Source organism: Bdellovibrio sp. HCB-110, from assembly GCF_047323225.1.
In the GTDB taxonomy this organism is placed as follows: domain Bacteria; phylum Bdellovibrionota; class Bdellovibrionia; order Bdellovibrionales; family Bdellovibrionaceae; genus Bdellovibrio.
This window is the reverse complement of record NZ_CP178750.1, coordinates 3,374,064-3,390,880: the sequence shown is the minus strand read 5'-3', so window position 1 is coordinate 3,390,880 and position 16,817 is coordinate 3,374,064. Positions and strand designations below refer to the sequence as shown.

Annotated in this window: 13 protein-coding genes; 9 read left to right on the top strand and 4 right to left on the bottom strand. The window is 45.0% G+C overall.

The window, feature by feature from the left end; all coding sequences use genetic code 11:
- Nucleotides 1-38: 38 nt before the first annotated feature.
- The 5 genes from ACL934_RS16065 to ggt all read left to right on the top strand — a co-directional run bounded on the left by ACL934_RS16065 (nt 39) and on the right by ggt (nt 5,820).
- Nucleotides 39-410 carry a hypothetical protein gene (locus ACL934_RS16065; RefSeq protein WP_413612582.1) on the top strand — a complete coding sequence of 124 codons (372 nt, stop codon included), beginning with the start codon at nt 39-41 and terminating at the stop codon, nt 408-410.
- Between the two features lie 94 nt (nt 411-504).
- On the top strand, nt 505-1,650 hold the full coding sequence (gene ftsW / locus ACL934_RS16060; RefSeq protein WP_413612581.1) for a putative lipid II flippase FtsW: 1,146 nt from the start codon (nt 505-507) through the stop codon (nt 1,648-1,650).
- The gene (gene murG / locus ACL934_RS16055) at nt 1,647-2,717 is read left to right on the top strand and encodes an undecaprenyldiphospho-muramoylpentapeptide beta-N-acetylglucosaminyltransferase (RefSeq protein WP_413612580.1); all 1,071 of its coding nucleotides are present in this window, start codon (nt 1,647-1,649) and stop codon (nt 2,715-2,717) included. The genes ftsW and murG overlap by 4 nt, the downstream gene beginning before the upstream one ends.
- On the top strand, nt 2,714-4,075 hold the full coding sequence (murC, locus tag ACL934_RS16050) for a UDP-N-acetylmuramate--L-alanine ligase (protein ID WP_413612579.1): 1,362 nt from the start codon (nt 2,714-2,716) through the stop codon (nt 4,073-4,075). Before murG ends, murC begins: the two co-directional genes overlap by 4 nt.
- Before the next feature lie 8 nt (nt 4,076-4,083).
- Nucleotides 4,084-5,820, top strand: coding sequence for a gamma-glutamyltransferase (ggt, locus tag ACL934_RS16045; protein WP_413612578.1), 1,737 nt, complete (start codon nt 4,084-4,086; stop codon nt 5,818-5,820).
- A 34-nt stretch (nt 5,821-5,854) separates the two neighbouring features.
- Here the strand turns inward: ggt and ACL934_RS16040 are convergent, their stop codons facing one another.
- From ACL934_RS16040 to ACL934_RS16030, 3 genes are all read right to left on the bottom strand, one after another.
- Complete coding sequence (locus ACL934_RS16040; protein ID WP_374075154.1) at nt 5,855-7,606, bottom strand: tetratricopeptide repeat protein; 1,752 nt, start codon at nt 7,604-7,606, stop codon at nt 5,855-5,857.
- A gap of 209 nt (nt 7,607-7,815) precedes the next feature.
- Complete coding sequence (locus tag ACL934_RS16035; protein WP_374075153.1) at nt 7,816-9,474, bottom strand: methyl-accepting chemotaxis protein; 1,659 nt, start codon at nt 9,472-9,474, stop codon at nt 7,816-7,818.
- A 189-nt stretch (nt 9,475-9,663) separates the two neighbouring features.
- Entirely contained in the window at nt 9,664-11,208 is a 1,545-nt protein-coding gene (locus ACL934_RS16030; RefSeq protein WP_413612577.1) for a methyl-accepting chemotaxis protein, read from the bottom strand.
- Between the two features lie 204 nt (nt 11,209-11,412).
- Between ACL934_RS16030 and ACL934_RS16025 the strand changes: the two genes are divergently transcribed.
- The 4 genes from ACL934_RS16025 to ACL934_RS16010 all read left to right on the top strand — a co-directional run bounded on the left by ACL934_RS16025 (nt 11,413) and on the right by ACL934_RS16010 (nt 15,943).
- Nucleotides 11,413-12,159, top strand: a complete 747-nt coding sequence (locus tag ACL934_RS16025; RefSeq protein WP_413612576.1) for a cell division protein FtsQ/DivIB — start codon at nt 11,413-11,415, stop codon at nt 12,157-12,159.
- A gap of 113 nt (nt 12,160-12,272) precedes the next feature.
- Nucleotides 12,273-13,526, top strand: coding sequence for a cell division protein FtsA (gene ftsA / locus ACL934_RS16020; RefSeq protein WP_413612575.1), 1,254 nt, complete (start codon nt 12,273-12,275; stop codon nt 13,524-13,526).
- 48 nt (nt 13,527-13,574) lie between these two features.
- Complete coding sequence (ftsZ, locus tag ACL934_RS16015; protein ID WP_374075143.1) at nt 13,575-15,194, top strand: cell division protein FtsZ; 1,620 nt, start codon at nt 13,575-13,577, stop codon at nt 15,192-15,194.
- Nucleotides 15,194-15,943, top strand: coding sequence for a UDP-2,3-diacylglucosamine diphosphatase (locus ACL934_RS16010; RefSeq protein WP_413612574.1), 750 nt, complete (start codon nt 15,194-15,196; stop codon nt 15,941-15,943). The genes ftsZ and ACL934_RS16010 overlap by 1 nt, the downstream gene beginning before the upstream one ends.
- 266 nt (nt 15,944-16,209) lie before the next feature.
- On the opposite strand, the gene ACL934_RS16005 is transcribed toward ACL934_RS16010, so the two are convergent.
- The gene (locus tag ACL934_RS16005) at nt 16,210-16,686 is read right to left on the bottom strand and encodes a hypothetical protein (protein ID WP_413612573.1); all 477 of its coding nucleotides are present in this window, start codon (nt 16,684-16,686) and stop codon (nt 16,210-16,212) included.
- Nucleotides 16,687-16,817 lie beyond the last annotated feature (131 nt).

The window sequence follows — 16,817 nt, the reverse complement described above, 5'->3', positions numbered from 1 at the left end:
GATGGGCGGTCTTTTTCAAATTGCCAGGAGGGCCTCCCGTGTCTCAACGTCTTTTTATTCTTCTAACATCTTCTGCTTTATTTCTTTCAGGATGTTCTTCTGCGTTTAAAGCTCGCCAAGAACAACGTGAAAAAATGGCTGCTAGTACGGGCATGTACTGTGAGTTTGTTAGCGGTGACATGTTTCCGGATTTGGATGTTGAGTTGAACATGCAAATGGCTCGTCGCTGTGACTCCAACAAAAACTTTTCTATCACAAACTACAAAAACTCCTCGGATCAATCGGGTGTTATTTACTGCTGTTCAACAGCGGGTCGTAGAGCGGCAACGGCTCCTAAAAAACCGATGACTCCAGCGGCTCCGAAATCGGAAACGACACAGGACGCTGACGACGAAGTGATCTCCGAGTAGGCTCCACGTACGGGGTCCAGCTTTTTTAAGCTTGATTTGAAGTCATAGACGATAAAATGGACTTCTGAATATACTAAAGTTCGGGAGTCCTTTTATGTTGAGATATTTGTCTAGCAGCTTGTTTTTAGCCATCATCACTCTTTTAGGGATCGGCCTCGTTCAAGTTTACTCTTCCAGTTTTATTTTCGCGATTGAGTCCTACGGTGATGGACTTTTCTTTTTTAAGCGACAATTGATTTTTGCCTTGATTGCTTTTGGTGTGTTGATCGGAACGATTCATATTCCGTTTCGCTACATTGAAAAGTACGGATGGGCTTTGTGGTTTGTGGCCACGCTCGGTGTTCTTGCCACTTATGTTCCTGGTTTGGGTGTCAGAGTTGGAGGCGCGATGCGCTGGATTCAACTTCCAATGGGCATTCGTTTTGAACCCGGTGAGCTTCTAAAAATTGCTTTCAGTGTTTGGTTTGCAAGTCTTCTTGTGCGCAGAGAAAATTTTCTGGCTCGTGTGAAGTGGCACTGGTTGTTAGTAGCCATGATTCTTCCTTTGGGACTTTTACTTAAACAGCCGGACTTTGGAACTTTTGCGATCATCTTGATGGTGGGCGTGACTTTGCTTTTTGCTTTCGGTTTGCAGTGGAAGTACATCATCGCTTCCTTTGCGGTTTTGATCCCTGCTTTCTATTTCTTGGTGATGTCTGTGCCTTATCGTCGCGCCCGGGTTTTGGCATTCTTAGATCCTTGGTCGGATCCGGCGCAAAAAGGGTTTCAAGTTATTCAAAGTATGTTGAGCTTCCACTCTGGGGGATTGACAGGTGTGGGCTTGGGGCAAGGACAAGGAAAGTTGTTCTTCCTGCCTGAAGCACACACGGATTTTACGTTGGCTGTTTTCGGCGAAGAGATGGGATTTATCGGTTTTGTGATGATCTTGGCTCTTTATGGTTTTGTGGTTTTCCGCGGAATTCAAATTGCAGTGAAAGCTGAGGAGCCTTTCAAAAAATCATTGGCGTTGGGATTGTCAGTGACATTTGGACTGAGTGTATTTATCAATGCGGGTGTGGTGATGGGACTTTTGCCAACGAAGGGTTTGACTCTTCCTTTCTTGAGTTATGGCGGAAGTTCGTTAGTATCGTTGTGTTTTTTATTTGGTTTGATCCTCAATATTGAAAATTCATTTGAGGAAGATAAGTTTTCCCGCCGCTTCGGCTCGCGTTGGACAACATCGAAGGTGAAGAATTCATGAGTAAAAGAACTATCGTGATCGCAGGTGGGGGTACCGGCGGACACATTTATCCGGGCATCGCTATTGCGCGGGCGATTCAGAAGTTGGACCCCAGTGTTGAAGTTCATTTTGTTGGAACCTCTTTGGGCCTAGAAACTAAGATTGTTCCTCGCGAAGGTTTTCCTCTTCACCTGATCGAATCTGGAAAACTCAATGTCAAAAGTCCTCTGCGACGACTGCAAACTCTTTTAAAAATTCCTCTGGGTCTTTGGCAATCGGTGCGCCTTTTAGGGCAACTGAAACCGCTGTATGTGATCGGAGTTGGCGGTTACGCGTCAGGACCTTTTGTGTTGGCTGCCAGTATCATCGGATTTAACACAGCGATTTGGGAACCCAATGCTATGCCGGGAATGGCCAATCGTCTGTTGTCCCGTTTTGTCGACAAATGTTTTGTGGTTTTCAATGAAGCCAAAAAACATCTGAAAAACAGTCAGATTATTCAAGCAGGAATGCCAGTCCGCGAAGAAATTGAAAATGCCATCCATGACGCTCATAAAGATGAGAAATTTCATCTTTTGTCATTCGGCGGAAGCCAGGGTGCTCGGGCCATTAATTACTGCCTCAATGAAGCTGTGATGTCCGGTGGCGATTGGGTGAAAGATCTTTCTGTGGTCCATCAGTTAGGTTCCTTGGACTATGCGACAGTTTCTGCCAAATATCAGGGTGCTCTCTGTGAAGTGGAGTCCCATGAGTTTATTTTTGATATGCCTAAGTATTATAAATGGGCAGACATCATCGTAAGTCGAGGCGGGGCTAGCTCCATTGCTGAGGCTGCGGCTTTTGGGATTATTCCGATCATTATTCCTCTTCCAGCCGCTGACAATCATCAGCAAAAGAATGCGGAAAGTTTGGTTGCGAAAAATGCAGGGCGCATGATCTTGCAGAAAGATTTAACTCCGGCTAGGTTGATTTCTGAGATCCAGTCCTTGCGCAATGATAAAGCTTTGCGCGAGCAAATGGTGCAGAATATAAAGAGCTTTTATATTCCCCAAGCGGCGACGACAATCGCAAAGGAAATATTGCAATGAAACTACAACACGCCAAATTTCATTTCGTAGGTATCGGTGGTATCGGTATGTGCGGCCTTGCGGAGTTGTTGCATAATATCGGAGCTAAAGTCTCTGGTAGCGACCTTTCTGAAAATGCCAACACGGAACGACTTAAAGATTTGGGTGTGAAAGTTTTCAAAGGCCATGCCTCTTCCAACGTCGGAGATGCCGATGTGGTGGTGTACTCCAGTGCCATTCAATACGGAAATCCTGAAATCTCTGAAGCCCGTGCTCGTCAAATTCCTTTGATTCCTCGTGCGGAGGCTTTGGCAGAAATCATGCGTTTGAAACGCGGTATCGCTGTGGCGGGAACGCACGGAAAAACGACGACGACGTCCATGACGTCGGCGATTTTCTTAGAAGCGAACTTAAGCCCGACGATTGTTGTCGGCGGCCGTTTTGAACTTATTAAGTCTACGGCGATGTTGGGATCTGGTGAATGGCTTGTTGCGGAAGCGGATGAATCTGACGGAAGTTTCCATAAGCTGTCTCCGGAAATTGCGATCATCACGAATGTTGATTCCGATCACTTGGATCATTTTAAAACTTTTGAGAACTTGCAAAAGAACTTCTATGACTTTGCTTTGAAAGTTCCATTCTATGGAAAAGTGATTGCTTGTGGGGATGACCCTGTCATCCGCCAAATTTTTGAAAACTTCCCTAAGCGTATTTTATTCTACGGTTTTGACGAGAAAAACGATTTGGTTCTTAGCGGCGAGCAAGGGCATTACTCTTTGTATCGCAGTGATCGTCTGCTTGGCACAAGACATCTTGTAGGTGAGTTTGATTTGAAAGTTCCAGGTCGTCACAATGCTTTGAATGCTGTTGCTGCGATTTGTGCAGGTGTGGCGGCGGGAATTCCGTTCAATACGTGTGCAAAAGGTTTGCAACGCTTTGAAGGTGTGGATCGTCGCTTTCACTTTAAAGGTGAAAAACGCGGAATTCGAGTTTACGACGATTACGGGCATCACCCCACAGAAGTTCGCGCGGTTCTTCAAGCCTTCAGGGAAAAATATCCAAAACAGCGTCTGGTCGTTTTCTTCCAGCCGCATCGTTATTCCAGAACTCAACACTGCTGGCATGATTTCACGACGGCGTTTAAAGAAGCCGATGAAGTTTTGCTCGCAGATATTTATGCAGCAGGCGAGGCTCCGATTCCAGGAATCAGCAGCGAAAAACTTGCGCAAGACATGAAGCACGAACGTGCGCAGTATTTCTTGCGCGATGATAAGTCGGCTCAAAAAGTTCTTGGCATGCTTAAAGAGGGCGATGTATTCGTGACTCTGGGCGCTGGTGATGGCTGGAAGCTGGGACTTGACGTCTTAAATCAGCTCTAGGCTCTAGAATGAAGAAAACTTTTTTGATTTTATCAATTGCAGTTCTTGCGCTTTCAGGTTGTCAGACTCCCAAGGGACAGGATGCCATCATTCGCACGGCTAAAGAACGTGCGGATCATGCCAGTGCTGAAGCTATCGGATCTCAGTTTGCCATTTCAACTCAAGGTCGTTATGCAAGTAAGGCGGCTGAAGAAATTTTCGCGCAAGGTGGAAACATCATTGATGCGACGGTAGCGGCTTCGTTTACGGTGTCCGTTGAAAGACCGCAATCAACGGGAATTGGTGGCGGTGGATTTCTTCTATTTCATGAAGCAAAAAGTGGAAAGACTTATGCCATAGATTTCCGAGAGCGTGCGCCCTTGCGTGCGACAAAAAATATGTATGTGGGTAAGGACGGCAAAGCCAATACGGACCTTTCTCAAAACGGCATCTTAGCTGTCGCGGTTCCGGGAATTGTTGCAGGTCTTATTGAAATCCATCAAAAGTTTGGCTCTTTGCCTTTAGAAAAAATCATGCAGCCGGCGATTCGTTTGGCTGAAAACGGTTTTCCTATTTACGAAGAATTTCACAAAGCTTTGGAAAATCGTGTGGAGCAAATCAGAAAAGATCCTTCGGCGAAGGCGATTTTTCTAGATGCTTCTGGAAATGTTCCACCTATAGGAACGGTTTTGGTTCAGAAAGATCTCGCAAAAACTTTGCAATTAATTTCTAAGAATGGCAAAGACGGCTTTTATAAAGGTTCTGTCGCTAAATCCATTGTGGATCTTTCCAAAAAGGGAAAAGGCATCATCTCTCAGAAAGATTTAGCCTCTTATCAAGTCAAATGGAGAAAACCCGTTGAAGGTCAATTTCATGACTATGAAGTGTTTTCGATGCCGCCGCCAAGTTCAGGAGGAGTTCACGTCATCCAGTTTTTGGATTTCTTAGAAAATGACAAATTAAAAGAACAGGGCTTCTTGTCGAAGAATTCAATTCATTTAGCCGCTTCCGCTCTGCAATCTTCTTTTGCGGATCGCGCGAAGTATTTGGGAGACCCAGATTTCTCGAAAGTTCCTGTGCAAGGGTTGATCTCGCCAAAATACGTTGAATCACGCAGAAAAGAAGTAAGTCTTGATCGTGCAAGAAAACTTCCTGATGTTCAGGCCGGCAATCCTGTACCTTATGAGTCCACGGAAACAACGCATATTTCATTGATGGATAATCAAGGAAATGCTGTCAGCACTACGCAAACAATCAATGGCTGGATGGGAGCCGGGATCGTCGCTCCAGGAACAGGCATTGTTCTGAATAACGAAATGGATGATTTTTCTGCTCAAGAAGGAAGCGCGAACTTATTTGGAGCTATTGGCGGAAAACCCAATGCTATTGCGCCAAAGAAAACTCCGCTGAGCAGTATGTCGCCAACGATTCTTATGAAAGACAACAAACCTTATATGGCGGTCGGTGCACCTGGTGGTACACGTATTATCAGTTGTGTTGCACAGACGATTTTAAATTACGTCGAGTTTAAAACTTCTTTGTACGATGCTGTGACGGCTGTTCGTTATCACCATCAGTGGCAACCGGATGTTTTGTACATTGATCCTCCGGGGCCACGTCCGGAAGTTTTAAAAGAACTTAAGGCGATGGGCTATGATGTGAAAATAGAACCTGTGCCATGTTACGTAATGGCTGTCGCAAGGGAAGGTGACAAACTTCATGGGGTGGCAGACCCACGGGATATTGGAATCAGTATCGCGAAATAAATTTAGGCAGCCGACAAGGCTGCCTTTTTATTTTCTAAAAAACCAACTTCAGAAGTTTACTGCGGATCTGATTGGCTCGTGTTTCATTGGTAGTTAGGTCGGCGGCTTTATTGTACATCGCTTTGGCTTCTTCTGTCATAGATTGCATCGAGTACGCATCAGCCAAATGTTCTGCAATGATGCTGGCAGAAGACTGGTATCCATAGGCCTTTTCCAGAACTTGAACTGATTCAGAAAACTTCTTCTGTTTGAAAAGTACCCATCCAAGTGTATCCAGAATATATCCGTCCGTGGGTTCAAGTTCCAAAGCACGGCGAGCCAGTCTTTCCGCCTCGGGGAGGTGCTGATTCAGTTCAGCCAGGGTGAAAGCCAGATAGTTCATGCTTTGGACATGATTGGGTTCGATTTGCAGGATTTTCTTCATTTGCGAAACCATCACATCTTTTTTGCCAAGTCGATCCAAGATCAAAGCGTGTTGAAAGAGCAGACCGGTATTTTGGGAAAATTTCGTCAGCCCTTCTTCCAATACACGAGCGGCCTCTAAATAGTCGGACTTGGCGTCCAACAGGGACGCATACATGGTGTAAACTTGCGGCTGATCGGCTTTTGTTTTCAGTCCTTTTTTAGTGAGATCCAAGGCCTGATTTAATTTTCCCAGGCCTTTCAGTAAATGAGCCCCATGCACGATCGCCTCACTGAAGTGCTCGCTAGAAGGTGACACGAGCATGTATTCATGAATGGCATTTTCCACAGCACCAATTTCTTCATAGACGGCCGCAAGATAGTAGCGGGCGGTGTCTGAAGTTGGAGACTGGGCTACAATTTCTTTTAGTTTTGATACAGCCAGGTGAAATTGTTTCTGTTCAATCAGAATGAGGGCCATCTTCATTTGAACTTCAGGCGAAGCTTCCGAGTTGTCAGCAATGAATTCAAGTTGCTCATAGGCCTTATTGAAATCTCCGCTCTTGATATATGTTTGTGCGATGATGTCAGCAACGTCTCGGTTAAATGGGTTTTGCTTTTGAAACTCAAGACAAAGCGAAAGAGCTTTGCTGCTCTTCTTTTGCTGCAAGTAAAGATTCGCTAGCGATATGACGGCGTCTTCGAAATCAGGTTTAAGTTTCAAAGAGTTTTTGAAAGCATTTTCCGCAGCAAGGAAATGTTTTGCTCCCTCCTGATCCAGATGCGTGAGGCCGAGGTAGTAGTGGGCCATATGCGGAGTTTCATAATTAGGATTCTTCAAAAGAGATTTGAAGTACTGTTCGGCCTTTTTATAGTCTTTCTTATCCACGTAGAGGGCGCCAATGTAGATCAGTGCCTCTTCATTTTTTGGATGTAGGCGCAAAACTGCATTGTATTCAGAAATAGCTTTGTCATAAAGTTGCTCATCCGAATACAGTCCACCTAAAAACAGATGCATCTCGATATTCTTAGGATTTTTATGAACGGCTTGTTCGGCATGGAAGATCGCTTCTTTCGCCTTGTCTGTTTTTAAATACTCCGCTGACAGGAGCATATGGACAGTGGGAGAGTTTTGATCCATGGCCAGTACTTTTTCAAAGAGATCAATGGCCCGTGCAGAACGTCCTTCGCGGCTATAGATTTCACCCAAAATAAAATTGTAATCCGCTTCAGTGCGAATGTTCAGAGGATCGGAAACAGAGGAGGGAACAACAAGGTTTTGTACTTGAGGATTCGTGGGTGTCTTTTTTGCGGGCAAGGTTCCGCAAGCTGTAAGGATAAGCAGAAGGGCGCTACTTGCAATTGTCTTAGAGGATGGATGCATCAGTTCTCCTTGTCAGATTGCATTGTAAAGAACTTTACAAAATTATAATAAAATTCTTGAGCATACCCACAAGGACTCGTCCTTCATCCTAATCAAAATCTGAATAATAGAATGTTTCAGGAAACGGAATTTCTGTCTCTCTAAAAGATTGACCCCAATTTTGGGGTCAATCAAAAAACTCAGTTTTATATTTTTAAATACTACAGGCATTAAGACGCATCATCTAATGGCAGCAGGTCTTGGTGGTTTGTCGAAGTTCTTGCTGCTGTTTTCACAGGACCTGAAGGCGGAGGTGTTTTTTTCTTGGGTTGTTTTGAAACTGTCGCAGCAGGGGACTCTTTGGAATCACGTTTTCCTTCTACGATATGAATCAAATCTTGAACCATCGAATGCATTTGTTGAGAACGTTCAGAGAGAACTTCCGCATTCGACGCACATTCGCCGGCAGCAGACGCATTGTTTTGTGTTACGCGATCAAGTTCATTAATCGACATATTGATCGAGTTAACACCTTGAGCTTGTTCAGAACTTGCTGTCGAAATTTCGATATTCAAAGCTGTCAGTTTTTCAATTTGTTGTACGATTTCATTGAGCATCGCACCACTTGCTTGAACCACTTCGTGACCATTTTCAATTTTGTCGACGCTATCTTTGATCAAACCGGAAATTTCTTTGGCTGAAGTCGCACTTCTTTGCGCCAGCGCACGAACGGCTTCGGCAACAACTGCAAAACCTTTACCTTGTTCGCCCGCGCGAGCAGCTTCAACCGCGGCATTCAGGGCTAAAAGGTTCGTTTGAAAGGCGATATCATCAATCACAGTGATGATCTCTTCGATTTTCTTAGAGCTCTTGGCGATTTCATCCATTGAAAGAATCAGTTTTTCAACTTCGTCTTTACCTGTGCGCGCTTTTCCTTGAGCACGTTCCGCCAAGTTTCTAGCTTCATTTGTGTGTTCGGCATTGAGTTTAATCATGCTCGACATTTCTTCTGTTGCTGATGTTGTTTGTTGGATAGACCCCGCTGCTGTGGCTGCTGCACTGTTAAGATCTTGAGAAGACTTCGTGATCTCAACACTTGCCTGAGCTACACCAGTTCCGGTCTCTTGCAATTTTTCAGCGATACCAGAAAGAGCTTTCATCGGTTTGTTTAAGAAGAGGAATGCCAAGAAAAGAGCCGCAATGGAAAGACCTGCGGACCAACCAATAATATACCAAGTGGCATTCGTCGCAGCGGCTTTAACATCGGCTTTACTGGAAATAACTGCGAAACCACCGTGAAGTTTTCCATCAGACCAGTTTTCCATGGGGTAACCAAGGATGTCTTTGCCATTCTTCCAAGGAGATTTTGCAGGGTCACCGTGACAGTTCATGCAGCCTTGGGCTGCCGACAAACGCACCGGGCGATACACAATTGTTTCAGTATCTGTCGAAGCGGAAAGCTCCGTTAACTTCGGATCTGCTTCAAATTTTTTGAGGATCTCCATTTCTTGCGCTGTTGCACGGTTTTCCGGATTGCGAGGCTCATCAGAGAAAATGCGGAATGTATATCCTTCTTCCTTTGCACCTTCTGCGCCGACTTTCATCGCAGCAAAGATAGGAACCTGTTTTAGAATTGTCAGCTTGGCATCTTTTGGAAGATTTCCATCTGGATGCTCAGTGATCGCTTTCTCAATACTGGCATCAAGTCCTCCTTGAGAAGCAATGTAAGATCGCACCGCCTCGAGGCGTGATAGAATGGCTTTGGATTTTTCGACAAGCTGCTGTTCCCCTTGTCCAGAGATTCTTGCAGATGAAACGAAAACAGCCGCTGCCGTACAGATTACACAGGCAAAAATAATGCTCGCCATCACCTTTGTGTTGAACTTCATTTTATTACGCTCCTTTTAGTTGATGGCTCCTTATCGAACGGTTGTTCAGCGTACATTCGTTACAAATTTTTGTTTTGTTCTGAACTTAGTGAAACAATACGGACTAAGGAAGAGACGTTAAAATTCATAAAGCGATATAAATAGAAACTAGATTATAATGCGAGCTTTTGCGATTAAATAAAGTCTAGTTTATGATAATAGTTTAATGCGCTTCGATTCACCCGAAAGTATGAGATTCAGTTGTTGGACAGCTTCATCCATGACACGAGATTGATTGTTGAGTTCTTCAGAAGCAGCGGCGCATTCCTCTGCGGCCGCAGCGTTGGCTTGAGTTATCTTATCCATTTCATTCAGCGCCGTATTGATTTGTGTAATGCCCAGCTCTTGTTCTCCACTGGCCGAGGAGATTTCTTTATTCAAAGTGGAAAGCTGTTCAATGGTTTTTACGATTTCTTTCAATGAAGATTCACTAGAAAGAACAACGGAATGCCCCTGTTCAATCTTAGCAACACTCTCATTAATCAATGTGGAAATTTCTTTTGCGGAAGTTGCGCTTCGTTGCGCAAGGCTGCGCACGGCCTCGGCGACGACGGCGAAACCTTTTCCGTGTTCACCGGCTCTGGCGGCTTCAACGGAAGCGTTCAGTGCTAAAAGATTTGTTTGAAATGCGATGTCGTCAATAACGCTAATGATCTCTTCAATTTTTTTCGAGCTTGTTGAGATTTCTTCCATGGAAGAGGTCAGCTTGCGCACTTCGGCTTCACCGATACGCGCTTTTTCTTGCGCGCGTTCCGCAAGATTTTTAGCTTCTCCCGCATGTTGGGTGTTCATCTTGACCATGCTTGAGACTTCTTCCGTGGAAGCAGAAGTTTCTTCCAAGGAAGCGGCTGCTTCAACAGCAGCATTGCTGAGGTTCTGACTTGAAACAAGAATTTCATTTCCTGTTGTGGAAACCTGCGCGCCAGCGGCGTTAATTTTTTGAATGGCCGCCACTAATGACTTGAGCGGGCGACGAACAAAGATAAACGAAACAAGTAAAATCACAACAGTGATAAACAAGGCCCACAAAAGAATAGAGTAGGTGGTGTTATTCGCCGCTTTAACGACTTCGTCGGTCGATGAAGTGATGGCGAAGACGCCATGAAGTTTTCCGTCTTTCCAGTTTTCCATTTGATGTCCCAAAATGTCTTTGCCATTTTTCCAGGGACTTTGGGCAGGATCTCCATGGCAAAGCAAACAACCTTGCGCTTCGCTTAAACGAACGGGGCGATAGACGACGACTTCTTTTTTATTGGATTCGACGATCTCACCCAATTCGGGGTTGGCTTGGAATCTTTTAAGAATTTCCGTTTCGTGCTCCGTGGGTTTGTTTTTCTCTTTGCGAGGCTCGCTGGCAAAGACGCGAAATTTATAACCGTCTTTTTCTGCATTTTCAAAGCCAACAGAGATCGATGCAAAGATAGGAACTTTGCGCAAAAGACGAGTGCGTTCCTCCTCAGGAAGTTTGCCATCTGGATAACTGTTCACAGCCAGATCGAAATCATGTTTGAGATTTCCTTGTGTAGCGATGTAAACGCGGATGGCTTCAAGACGAGAAAGAATCGCCTGTGATTTTTCAACCAATTGTTCTTCGCCTTGCTTGTGAACTTTCGAGAAGGAGATCGCCACCGCTGCCAGTGTGCAAACAACGCAAGAAAGACCGACGTTCAGAATAACTTTGCTGCTAAATTTCATAGATGTCTCCTCAGTCACGTTTATCGGAGGAAGGCGGTGGGACAACATAGTTAGAAACTCGCATTATTGCATTTGAACAATCTTTGTGGTTGATAGTCGGGCCAAAGACTTTGGTCTTGTTTTGCGGACAGCGTTTCAAAGTTCGCTCGGATATTGATAATCTAAAAATCACGGCAGCCACGCGATTTTGCGGAGAAATTTCAAGTGAAGAAGCTCGTTTTACAACTCATCTTTGGATTTATTATTCTTCCTCTTTCTGTGGCTGGAACTCTTTTTTATCTGAACAAAAACGGATTTTTCAACATCAGTAAAGTGGAAGTGGTTTTAGAAAATCCACCTGGGGGCCAAGAGCAATTCTTAAAGCCCAACGTCGATAATTTGGAATCCGCTCTCGCAAAATACAAAGGTCTTTCGCTTTGGAATATCAAATTGAAGAAAATCTCCCGCGAAGTTTCCGCTTTGAATTGGGTTGATGGTTTGAATATCAAGCGCAGTTGGCCTTCGACGTTGTCTGTGCGTGTGCGCCCTCACGAAGTGAAGCTTCTCTTCATGGCGAAAAGCGGAAAGCTTGTTCCAATTATCAAAGATGGAACTTTCTTAACTCCGATTGAATCTAAGGAAGCTCCCGACGTGGCTCTGTTAGAAGGTGAAACATTCCTGAAAAAAACAGAGCTTAGAAAAAAAGCAGTGGATGTGATCGAACAAATTCCTGCTGAAGGATCGTTCAGTAAAAAAACAATTTCTGAAATTCGCTACGACGGCAAAGAAGGTTTTTGGATGACCTTGATCAAAACCGGTGTGCAAGTAAAAATGGGTGAAGATCAAGTGGCATTGAAGGCTGCACGTGTAAGTCAGGTCGTCGATTATCTCGAATCCCGCCAGTTTGACGCTCGCGTCATAGATGCGAATCTGTCAAAGAAAGTCCTTGTCAGGTTGCGTAAGGATCCCTAAGCTTAAGTCTGGAGGACCGATCAAAGTCGGGCACATTTGGCTCGAATACCTTTTAAAATGATTTTAATTGGTGGTCCTACAACATAAGTTTAAGCATCCGTGAGGACTTAAGGATGAGTACATCAAAACCGAAAGCACCGGTATTGGCTGGCTTGGACATTGGTTCTACCAAAGTTTCATTTGTCATTGGAACAGTCAATCCCGACGGAAAAATCGAAGTTGCCGGAGTGGGCAGAGCCCCAAATACAGGCATTCGCCAAGGCGTTGTGGTTAATATTGAAGCCACAACCGAATCCATTAAAAAAGCCAAAGAAGAAGCAGAACTGATGTCAGGTTACTCCATCTCTGAAGTGTGGGTGGGAGTTGCTGGGACACATATTTCCTCTTTCGATTCAAAGGGCATGGTTGCCATTAAGAATCGCGAAGTCACTGCTTCTGAAATTGATCGCGTGATCGAGGCGGCAAAAGCTGTTGCGGTTCCTGCGGATCGCACGGTTCTTCATGTTCTTCCAAGAGAATTCAAAGTCGATGGACAAGACGGGATCACAGATCCTATCGGTATGTCAGGCATTCGCTTGGAAGCCAATGTGCACATCGTGACGGGCAGTCAGAGTGCTATCAATAATTCTGTGAAATGTGTTGAAAAAGCGGGTCTTAAGATCGCTGGCCTTGTGCTTGGGCAATTGGCATCTGCGACAGCTGTTATTTCAAATGACGAAAAGAACTTGGGCGTATGTGTTGTCGACATGGGCGGCGGCGCGTGCAACGCTTTGTACTTCGTGAATGGAAGTGTGGCGCATTCATCGACAATTCCGGTGGGCGGTCAGCACTTTACTCATGACGTGGCTGTCGGATTGAGAACTCCTCAATTTGCGGCAGAGTCTCTAAAAATTAAACATGGTTGCGCAATGGCTTCCATGGTGAATGAAAACGAAACTATCGAAGTGGAAGGCGTGGGTGGAAGAAAATCCCGCGTGATTCCTCGCAAAGACCTTGCGGACGTTATTGAAGCTCGGGCAGAAGAAACTCTGAACTTGATCGCAAATGACATTCGCATGAGCGGTGTGATGCCGATGTTGGGATCAGGAATTGTTCTCACAGGCGGCGGCAGTCAGCTTGATGGCTTGGTGGAGATGGGAGAGTTTATTTTTGATATTCCGGTTCGCAGAGGTTCTCCTCGTGAAATCGGAGGACTTACGGATGTTGTGAAATCTGGAGAATTCTCAGCAGCCGTTGGTTTGTTGTTGTACGCTTTGGGGCAGAAAAAAGATTTGCTCCATTCGAACCAACAACAAGAAGTCAATATTGGTGAATCGATCGACGGTATCACTAAGAAGATCAAAGATTTTTTTGGACAGATTTTTTAATTTTACTCGGTGAGGGCTGGAGGCCCTTGATTCTGTGGGGAGGATCGAATGTTTGAATTAGAAGAAAATATCAATATTGGTGCAAACATTAAAGTAGTCGGTGTCGGCGGTGGCGGAAGTAACGCTGTTTCCACGATGATCGAATCAAACATGTCAGGTGTTGAGTTCATCGTAGCCAACACGGACATTCAAGCTTTGAACGCAAACAAGGCATCTAACAAAATTCAGTTGGGCCTTGATTTGACAAAAGGTTTGGGAGCGGGCGCGAATCCAGATGTGGGTCGCAGAGCTGCGATTGAATCGTACAATGAAATTGTTGAGAAATTGGAAGGCGCGGACATGGTGTTCGTCACTGCGGGTATGGGTGGCGGAACAGGGACAGGTGGCGCTCCGATTGTTGCGAAGATTGCGCGCGAACTTGGCGCATTGACAATCGGTGTAGTCACTAAGCCCTTCCTGTTTGAAGGTAAAAAACGCGGTAAACACGCTGAAGGCGGTTTGTCTGATCTGAAAGACAATGTTGATACATTGATCGTGATCCCGAACCAAAAACTTCTTTCTGTTGCAGCTGAAAAAACTCCTCTTTTGGAAACTTTCAAAAAAGCTGATGAAGTTTTGTTGCAAGCGGTGAAAGGTATTTCTGACCTTATCAATATCCGTGGTTTGATCAACTTGGACTTCGCGGATATCCGCACTGTTATGTCTTCTAAAGGTATCGCCATCATGGGTACTGGTTCTGCGAAAGGTGAAAACCGCGCAGTAGAAGCGGCAACAGCGGCTATCTCTTCTCCTCTTCTTGAGAATGTAAAAATCGACGGCGCGACGGGTATCATCATCAACGTGACTGCAAGCTCTAGCTTGTCATTGTATGAAGTGAATGAAGCGACAACATTGATCACAGAAGCGGCTCATGAAGATGCTGAAATCATCTTCGGTGCAGTGATTGATGACAATATGGGTGACGAAGTTCGTGTGACAGTGATCGCGACTGGTTTTGACTCTCACGACGTAAAACTTGTGAACGATATGGCTCAAGTAAATCAAATGCAGAATTTCTTGAACCAACAAGCGGCTCAGTTCGGCAATATGAACATGCAACAACACATGCAGATGCCGCAAATGCCACAGATGCCGATGATGCCGCAAATGCCTCAGTACCCACAAATGCCTGTGATGCCGACAATGCCTCAGATGCCACAAATGGCGCCTGTAGAATTGCCGCCAATCTCTGCTGTGCAGTCTCAAGTGATGAACTTCACTCAGCCTTCACAACAGGAGGTACCCCAGGTAACTGAGACTGTTGTTGTTCCACCAGTAGCTCCAGTGACTCCGCAAATGGCGCAACAAGCAGCGCAAAACGTGATGCCACAGGCTCCGGTTCAACAACCAGTTCAAGAAGTTGCAACACCAATTCAACCGCAAGTTGAAGGTGCTTCTCCTCGTGATTTGTTGCTAGCTAAAGCTCGCGCTTTCAAAGAAAGCCAAGAGTTGAAAGCTCGCCACAACAATCCAGAACAGTTGTCTATGAACGTAGATCATGAACAACAATCTTTGGAAGAAGCTCGTCGTATGGCGCGCGAGGTTTTGAGCTCTCCATTCTCTAGCCAAAACTTGGAAGTTCCTGCGTTCATCCGCAAGAAACAAGGTTTTGATCTGAACAAAGAATAGTGGAAGCCTGGTTTTTATCTGACATCCACTTAAAAACCGCTGAAGAGCGCAATGGGAAAATCCTATTGCGCTTTTTGCGTTCTTTGCGAGAGAAAAATCCGCAAGATGTTCATCTTTTTCTTCTTGGCGACATCTTCGATCTTTGGGTCGGAGGCCACACTTATTTTGCCAGAAAATTTCAACCATTGATGGATGCGCTTCGTGACCTTAAGCAGGCCGGTGCACGCATCACGTACATCGAGGGAAACCACGACGTGCATGTTGAAGGGTTCTTTCAAAAGAAGTTGGGCATCGAAGTTTTTGTCGAAGCTCAGTATTATTTGATTGAGGGGCTTCGTGTCCGTTTAGAGCACGGAGATTTAATTAATCGCAATGATGAAAAGTACTTGAAGTATCGCAGCATCATTCGCAATCCATTCATCAAGCCTTTAGGAAATATTCTTCCCGGTCAGTTCTGGGATCACATCGGCAATAAAGCGAGCAAAAAAAGCCGCGCTCGCAGTGGTCACTATCGTGTATCGAATGAAGGTCCGTTGATAGAGATGATTCGCTCTCACGCGACAAAGGCTTATCATGAAAAGCCATTTGATATGATCATCTCAGGGCACATGCATGTCTTTGACGATCACATTGTGGAAGTGGATGGACACAAGGTTCGTTCTATTAACCTCGGCTCTTGGTTTGAAGAGAAGGTGAAAGTCTTCTGCATTCGTCACGGGCATGGAGAGTGGGTCTATATTAATTCATAAATACGCGAGCTTTTGGTAGGGCTTTGTAGAAGGGAAGGGCTCTGGCAGTTCCGCTCCGTCAGACACGGCATCCTGCCTCACCGCGCTTTGGTACGACTTCGTGTCGGCGCGGAGGTCTGACTGCGCAGAACTGCCAGAGCCCTTCCCTCCTACAAAGCCGAACTAAGTCTGTGTCTAAAAATAAAAATGGATAATTCTTGTGCGTCGAAATAAAAAACCGAAGCTGTCGGCTTCGGTTTTAAAGGCGTTTTTTAGAACGTATTTTTTTATTCTTTAATGTAATCGAAAGTTTGAACTTGGGGTTTTGAATGGCATGTGCCGTTCAGGGTTTCGTATTTTACAGAAATGTCTACGTATTCAGGATTGCCAAGACCATCGTTGTCAACGCGGCCGTTGATTTGCAGAGTTACTTTTTCTGCGGAACCGCAACCGGATTCATAGACGTCAGTAAGAACATTTGCGGCTTTGAATGAAAAACTGTCTTCGTTGTGACGGGCGAGGTAAGTCAATTTCATTCCTTCAAAGTAACGTGGGTCGAAATAACTGTAGATATTTAGAGCCGGTGTGTATGTGTCAAATTTGATGATAGAGATTTCTTCAAGGCAAATTCTTTGTGGAATGGTTGCTGCTGCTGGTGCGGATTTCAAAGAGTAGCAAGTTTGCACAGCGATGTGTTCTTCAGGTCCCGCGAAAGCTTGGAAAGAGCAGAGTACGATAACGGCAGTAGCCAAAATAGACTTCATAAAATCTCCTTAGAAAAGTGCCGTATCGATACCATATTTTTATAAAAAACCACGTCAGCCTTTTGTTAAGGCTACAAAAAGCGATTTTCTTTGTTCTATTTGCATTTTCAAACAGGCGATCCATAGCTATT

What these genes read in the sequence shown, in the direction of transcription:
- murG (WP_413612580.1), top strand. Translation starts at nt 1,647, where the DNA reads ATGAGTAAAAGAACTATCGTGATCGCAGGTGGGGGTACCGGCGGACAC.
- ACL934_RS16030 (WP_413612577.1), bottom strand. Translation starts at nt 11,208, where the DNA reads ATGAAATTTAGCAGCAAAGTTATTCTGAACGTCGGTCTTTCTTGCGTT.
- ftsA (WP_413612575.1), top strand. Translation starts at nt 12,273, where the DNA reads ATGAGTACATCAAAACCGAAAGCACCGGTATTGGCTGGCTTGGACATT.
- ACL934_RS16035 (WP_374075153.1), bottom strand. Translation starts at nt 9,474, where the DNA reads ATGAAGTTCAACACAAAGGTGATGGCGAGCATTATTTTTGCCTGTGTA.
- ACL934_RS16005 (WP_413612573.1), bottom strand. Translation starts at nt 16,686, where the DNA reads ATGAAGTCTATTTTGGCTACTGCCGTTATCGTACTCTGCTCTTTCCAA.
- ggt (WP_413612578.1), top strand. Translation starts at nt 4,084, where the DNA reads ATGAAGAAAACTTTTTTGATTTTATCAATTGCAGTTCTTGCGCTTTCA.
- murC (WP_413612579.1), top strand. Translation starts at nt 2,714, where the DNA reads ATGAAACTACAACACGCCAAATTTCATTTCGTAGGTATCGGTGGTATC.
- ftsZ (WP_374075143.1), top strand. Translation starts at nt 13,575, where the DNA reads ATGTTTGAATTAGAAGAAAATATCAATATTGGTGCAAACATTAAAGTA.
- ACL934_RS16040 (WP_374075154.1), bottom strand. Translation starts at nt 7,606, where the DNA reads ATGCATCCATCCTCTAAGACAATTGCAAGTAGCGCCCTTCTGCTTATC.
- ftsW (WP_413612581.1), top strand. Translation starts at nt 505, where the DNA reads ATGTTGAGATATTTGTCTAGCAGCTTGTTTTTAGCCATCATCACTCTT.